Origin of the sequence: Psychrobacter sp. HII-4 (assembly GCF_904846595.1) — a bacterium.
GTDB lineage: Bacteria > Pseudomonadota > Gammaproteobacteria > Pseudomonadales > Moraxellaceae > Psychrobacter > Psychrobacter celer.
The window spans coordinates 1-5734 of record NZ_CAJHBJ010000063.1; the positions used below are offsets into that span (position 1 = coordinate 1).

Genomic DNA, 5734 nt, shown 5'->3' on the forward strand with positions numbered 1-5734 from the left:
GTTTGGCAGCCTCCCCAATACTAACCAGTTTCCCCATAACTTGCTCTCTATATTATAGATATAATCTATCTATTATAGTAATAAATAGGTAGGTTTGTATATATTTTATTTGACTGTTTGCAACCCCCAAAGCGCCGTTAGACGTCTTTGTTGATAACGCAAACGCAGCGTCAACAAGATAGAGGATAAAAACAGCCCCGTAATCAGTGCCATCCAAAACCCTTGGGCGCCGACATCGGTGAAACGTACCAAATAAATCCCCAGCGGCAATGCCACCACCCAATAACAAAACAACGTCACCCACATCGGTACAGTAGTGTCCTGCATACCGCGCAATATCCCCGCGACATTGACCTGCCAGCCGTCAAACAGCTGATAACCAAGAGCAAATACCAGCAAATGCATAGACTGAGCGATGACCGCAGGGTTGTCGGTAAAGGCTGCTGCCAGCTGTGGTCGAAATAGCCAAACCCCTAGCATACATGTGAGGGCAATGAGTATCGTCCAGGTCAGCCCCGTTGCCTGTACTTGACGCAGTGCCAGCAGATTTTTTTCGCCAAAACGATTGGATATCATGATGGTCAGTGCCATCGCGACCGATATCGGTATCATAAACAGCTGAGATGTCACCGCTAGTGCGACTTGATGCGATGCGGTCGCCAGCTCGCCGAGCGGACTGATGACAAGCGCGCCCAAACTAAAGAGGCTCGCCTCAAAAAAGATAGAAATACCAATGGGAATGCCAAGTTTTAGCAGTTTTTTGATTTGCTGACGGTTAGGACTAGCAAAACTATAAAAAAAGCGGGTACTGGCAAATTGTTGCCGTTTGGTAAAGCTGGTGTAGGTAGCAAGCAGTAGCACGTTTATCCATAGTACCAAAGCTGTGGCCACACCGCAGCCTGCACCGCCCATCTCAGGCATCCCAAACAAACCATGAATGAAGATATAGTTAAGTGGGATGTCCGCTAACAGACCAATGATGCTGATAATGGTTACCGGCTCAGGCCGACTCAATGCTTCGCAGTAGCTGCGAAGGACAGCATAAACGGCCAGCGCAGGAAACCCAAACGATACACCATGTAGGTACTGTGTCGCTATCGGCTGGATGTTTGCTGGTACGCCCATGATACCAAGAATATTGGGTGCCAAATTCACAATTATGAAGCCAACAATACCGATAACCCCAGCAGTCCACAAAGACTGCTGGGTGATATGAGGTACTTTACTGTGTGCGTTTTGTCCGATGGCCTCACCGATCAGAGGCGTGGTGGCAATCAAGATACCAGTGGCCAATAAAAACAGCGGCAGCCAGATACCAGAGCCGACAGCCACGGCCGCCAAATCAAGCGCTGAGACCTGACCTGCCATGATGGCATCTACTACACCCAGCGCCGCCTGACAAAACTGGGTAATCAAAATAGGAAGTGCCAGCACGCCTAAGCGTAAGCTGTAGCTTCTAAAATCTCTAAAAGATAATGGGAAAACCATAGTGAGCAACTTTTTATTCTTGACGATAATGATCGTTGAAGCGTCAAACGCGCCATCAACAAATGAATAGGGAAACAGCCACACCATTTTCAAAGCGTTCAATCATAAAAACTAAAGCCAGCAAGTATCGTACGGCGATTGGCGTGCTGCTCTAAAAAGCGTACTGGCAGACTGCCATAAGCTATATATTGCACTCTTTGAAAATGGTATAAGATGATGATGCCGATAATTTATATAAACAAGCGCATATAGACTAGAGCGTGTCTTCAATTCACTCGATGGTTATCTAAATGGGCTAAAAATGGCCAAATTTTGCCAACATCGTCAAATAGCTGGTCAATATCCCAATATTAACAGCGCTATTTTTCTTGTTTGGCTGCAATTTATCTCACTTTTATCACCATTTTTGAAATAAAGACACGCCTCAGGATGAAATAAAAGTCTAGACACCAAAATAAAAATAACCCGTCAATTCACTAGGGGAATTGACAGGTCATCATTAGATAAGATGGTAAAGAAGCCGCCCCCTGATGTCAACGTTTTAACGCGTCATATATGACTGTAAAAACACCACCGGAGCGTAGTCGCCCATGAGTCACAAGTTATAGAATATAGTTAGCTGAATGTAAAACTGTTATGGATTTAAACGGGCTACTGGGATGAATTTTACTTGCGTGCTGCGTTCCCAGAGGCTGTGCAAAATTCATCCCAGTAGCGCTATGACATTTTTAGAGTGTATCGACTATATAAATCATAGGTTACGAGACATAGGCCATAAAGCTTGAGCCAAGAGAAAGGCTGTGCTGCGCTTATTTATAATGATTCAGGCAAGTCTTGCACCACCGCTTGATAGCCGATCAGATCGTTTGCCGCGTCAAAGGCTTGTACAACGATAGCGTAGTTGGTCGAGCTAGCTGGGATAAGCGGAGAAAATGCCGTTTCACCAGCGGTCAATACCAGATTTTGTACATAGCCGTTCGCGCCAGTCTCTGCTTTGTTGATATCGATTTGGCTGACCAGTATATATTGTGTGTTTCGCGGGTTTTGCCATGTCACGACTTTTTGACTACCATTGCCGCTGACATCTACATTCAGCTCACCTAGGCGGTAATCAAGTGGGTATGTCTTAAAGTTAGAGCGGTCGCTGATGGTATAAGTGACATTGCAGTTTTTTTCGCTACTGGTTAGGGTTTGTCCGCCCAGACCGTCCTGATACTCAAAGCTGCCTTGCCACGGGGTACCCGTTTGTTTTTTCTCAAAGCTACCTGCAAAGGTGGTAAATAGGTTCGGTGTCTCAATGCCCAGGTCATTGACATACTTCACATCCAAAAACGCCAGCGTATCGAGGCTGCCGGTCACTTTGCCTGCGATATAGTTGTCTACTTTGATTGCAGAGTTGATGCCCAGTGTATTGTTTTCTTGACAAGCTTGTTGCTGGTAGCTAAAACTACCATCGACGCTGCCTACACCGTCTTTGCTGATGTCAAAATAAACAGCGCCGATATCGATATCACTATCATCGCCGTCCTCAATTTCAACGAAGTGTCCGACATACAAGCCGCCGAGGCCGCCCTCTGGGGTGAGCTTATCTAAGAAGTTGTCTAGCGACTCTTCTGGCAAAAACACGGACTCCAAAATCTCAGCCATGCTTTTTTCGTCATCGCTCAGTTTGTCTTCTACCTCTTTATACTCTTCTTTGACTTTGTCTTCTATGCGATCATATTCGTCTTTTACCTGATCCTCAATACGATCATATTCCTCTTTGACTTTGTCACCATCACTGCCGCAGGCGCTGAGGGTCAGACTAGCCATGCTTAACGTTAATGCTGATAATAATAATTTGGGTGCGCTCATAAATGCGTCCTGATGATGAGTTGGCAGTGACTTAGCCATAAAAAAAGAAAGTATTGCGACATTTGTAATATAGCAGAATTTAAATAGCAAACGCACAGATAAATGTGCATAGATGCCATCAGGTTTCTTACCCAATCGTTACACAGTCAACCGAGGTCAATCGGACAGTAACATTGATGTTTCGGCCATGTCCAAAATAGCGTACCAGTGTTTGGGCGTCAAAGGAATCACCGTCAGCTGCTCACAGCCTTTTTTGAGTAATAATGAGTCCTCTAGCGCAGGCAGGAATTTAAGCGCTGATAAAGGCAAAACGTCGGTGAAGGCTTGCTCAAAAGTGACGTTTACCATATACCAGCGCGGCTGATCTTCAGTGGCAATGGGGTCATAGTGACGATGCTCAGGATGGAATTGGCGGGGGTCAGGGTAGCCCGCCTTACTGATGGTCATGATACCAGCAACTCCAGAAGGCTTGGCGCTGGAGTGATAAAAAAACACCTTGTCACCGACTTGCATATCGTCGCGCATAAAGTTGCGTGCACGGTAATTGCGCACGCCATCCCAGTGCTCCGTACCTAGACGCTGTAAGTCATCGATGCCAAAAAAGGTAGGGTTGGATTTCATGAGCCAATAGGCCATCGTATTCTCCTTTTGTTATTATTGAGTGGTTGCTTTTGATCATTACGCGCTCAATATATAGTCGCTATACAGTCATTTATGCCAATATCTGCTCCTGTAAATGGCTGTCAGTATGATTTTATCATCCTGCGCTTTTCTTTATACTGCGTAGTCGTTATCCTAGTGCTGCTTTTTGCTCATCATCGCCGCACGTTATTTTTCGCATTGTTGGTTATTCGTTTTTGAATAGCTTTTTTTAATAGATACCTTTGTTATGTCAAACACCCAAGCAGTTAATTTATCTAATGATAGCCGCGACCATAAGACGATGTCTAATGCAGGTAGGCTGGAGGTGGGCGAGATCCCATTGGCGCTCTACATTCATATTCCGTGGTGCGTAAAAAAATGCCCTTATTGTGATTTTAATTCACACGAGCTGCCAGCGGATACGCAGCTGTCTATGTATGATGAGTATGTCGATGCGCTGTTATTAGATGCTGCAATGCAGCAGCCGCTGTCCCAAGGTCGAGCGGTCAGTTCGATTTTCATCGGTGGTGGTACACCGTCATTATTACCAATCGCTCACTATCAGCGACTGTTTACAGGGCTAAAAGACATATTTTGTTTTGCTGCTGATATCGAAGTGACGATGGAGGCCAACCCAGGGACGCTCGAGCATGCGCCCTTTGCTCAGTATCTAGACGTGGGTATCAATCGCTTGTCTATCGGTGTGCAAAGCTTTGCCGCTGATAAGCTGACAACGCTTGGGCGCATTCATGATCCTGCGCAGGCACTGTCCGCGATCCGTGCAGCTCGGCTGGCTGGGTTTGAGCGGGTCAATGTGGATTTGATGCATGGGTTGCCGCAGCAGACTTATCAAGAAGCATTGGCCGATATTCAGATGGCGCATGAAGCGGGGGCGACACATCTGTCTTGGTATCAGCTGACGATTGAGCCAAATACGGTATTTTATCGTAGCCAGCCTATATTGCCAAACGAGGACAATCTGGCCGATATTGAAGAGGCGGGTCAGGCGCTATTGCAGCAGCTTGGCTACACCAATTATGAAGTATCTGCTTGGGCAGGCTCGTGTGATAAGCCATGCCAACACAATGTGAACTATTGGCAGTTTGGTGATTACTTAGCGATTGGCGCGGGTGCTCATGGCAAAGTCACCATTGCAAGTGATGCCCTTGATCATGCAGCATTTGACACAAACAACGAGTTACGTGCGCAGTCTGGTATTTATCGTTTTAGTAAATCGCGCTTGCCAAAAGACTATATGGATTATCACCGTGTCAGTACCGATGACACTAGCTTGAAGGCCCCAAAGATGGTCGGCTGGCAGGCCATTGCGCCTGATGAGCTAATCAGTGAGTTTATGCTCAATGCTCTAAGGTTACACGGCGGGGTGGCGTGGTCGTTGTTTAGCGCTCGGACAGGGCTTGGATATGCTGAGATTGCCGCGCAGGTTCAGGATTTGGTGGCTCAAGGATTGCTGATAGATAGCACAGAGCGCCTACAGCCAACCCGTTTAGGCCAGCGTTATCTCAATCAGATATTGCGAGCGTTTTTATAAAATGAGATTTGTAAAATGACAGGTTACGCAATCTATTAAAGTAAAAAATAGAACGTTACCAATGAGATATAATACCAAACCCAACAATTAAAGTTGCGCCCAAGCACGAGCAGTTAACGACCGAATTCTTTGTGGCTGTTTAAGCAAATTATTCCAAGCCAAGCAAGTGGCATCGACAATAGCCTCATAACTGTCATA

General features: G+C 46.1%; 4 protein-coding genes. 1 reads left to right on the top strand and 3 read right to left on the bottom strand.

Annotated features, from left to right (window positions below; all coding sequences use genetic code 11):
- Positions 1 to 105 precede the first annotated feature (105 nt).
- From JMX98_RS13305 to JMX98_RS13315, 3 genes are all read right to left on the bottom strand, one after another.
- A complete protein-coding gene (locus JMX98_RS13305; protein ID WP_201587270.1) occupies positions 106 to 1488 on the bottom strand; it encodes an MATE family efflux transporter in 1383 nt (460 codons plus the stop codon).
- Positions 1489 to 2301: 813 nt separating this feature from the next.
- Positions 2302 to 3342: a hypothetical protein gene (locus tag JMX98_RS13310; protein ID WP_201587277.1), complete on the bottom strand. Its 1041-nt coding sequence runs from the start codon at positions 3340 to 3342 to the stop codon at positions 2302 to 2304.
- Positions 3343 to 3498: 156 nt separating this feature from the next.
- A complete protein-coding gene (locus tag JMX98_RS13315) occupies positions 3499 to 3978 on the bottom strand; it encodes an EVE domain-containing protein (RefSeq protein WP_201587283.1) in 480 nt (159 codons plus the stop codon).
- A 307-nt stretch (positions 3979 to 4285) separates the two neighbouring features.
- Here JMX98_RS13315 and hemW point away from each other — a divergent pair, with 307 nt between their 5' ends.
- Positions 4286 to 5536 carry a radical SAM family heme chaperone HemW gene (hemW, locus tag JMX98_RS13320; protein WP_201587284.1) on the top strand — a complete coding sequence of 417 codons (1251 nt, stop codon included), beginning with the start codon at positions 4286 to 4288 and terminating at the stop codon, positions 5534 to 5536.
- Positions 5537 to 5734 lie beyond the last annotated feature (198 nt).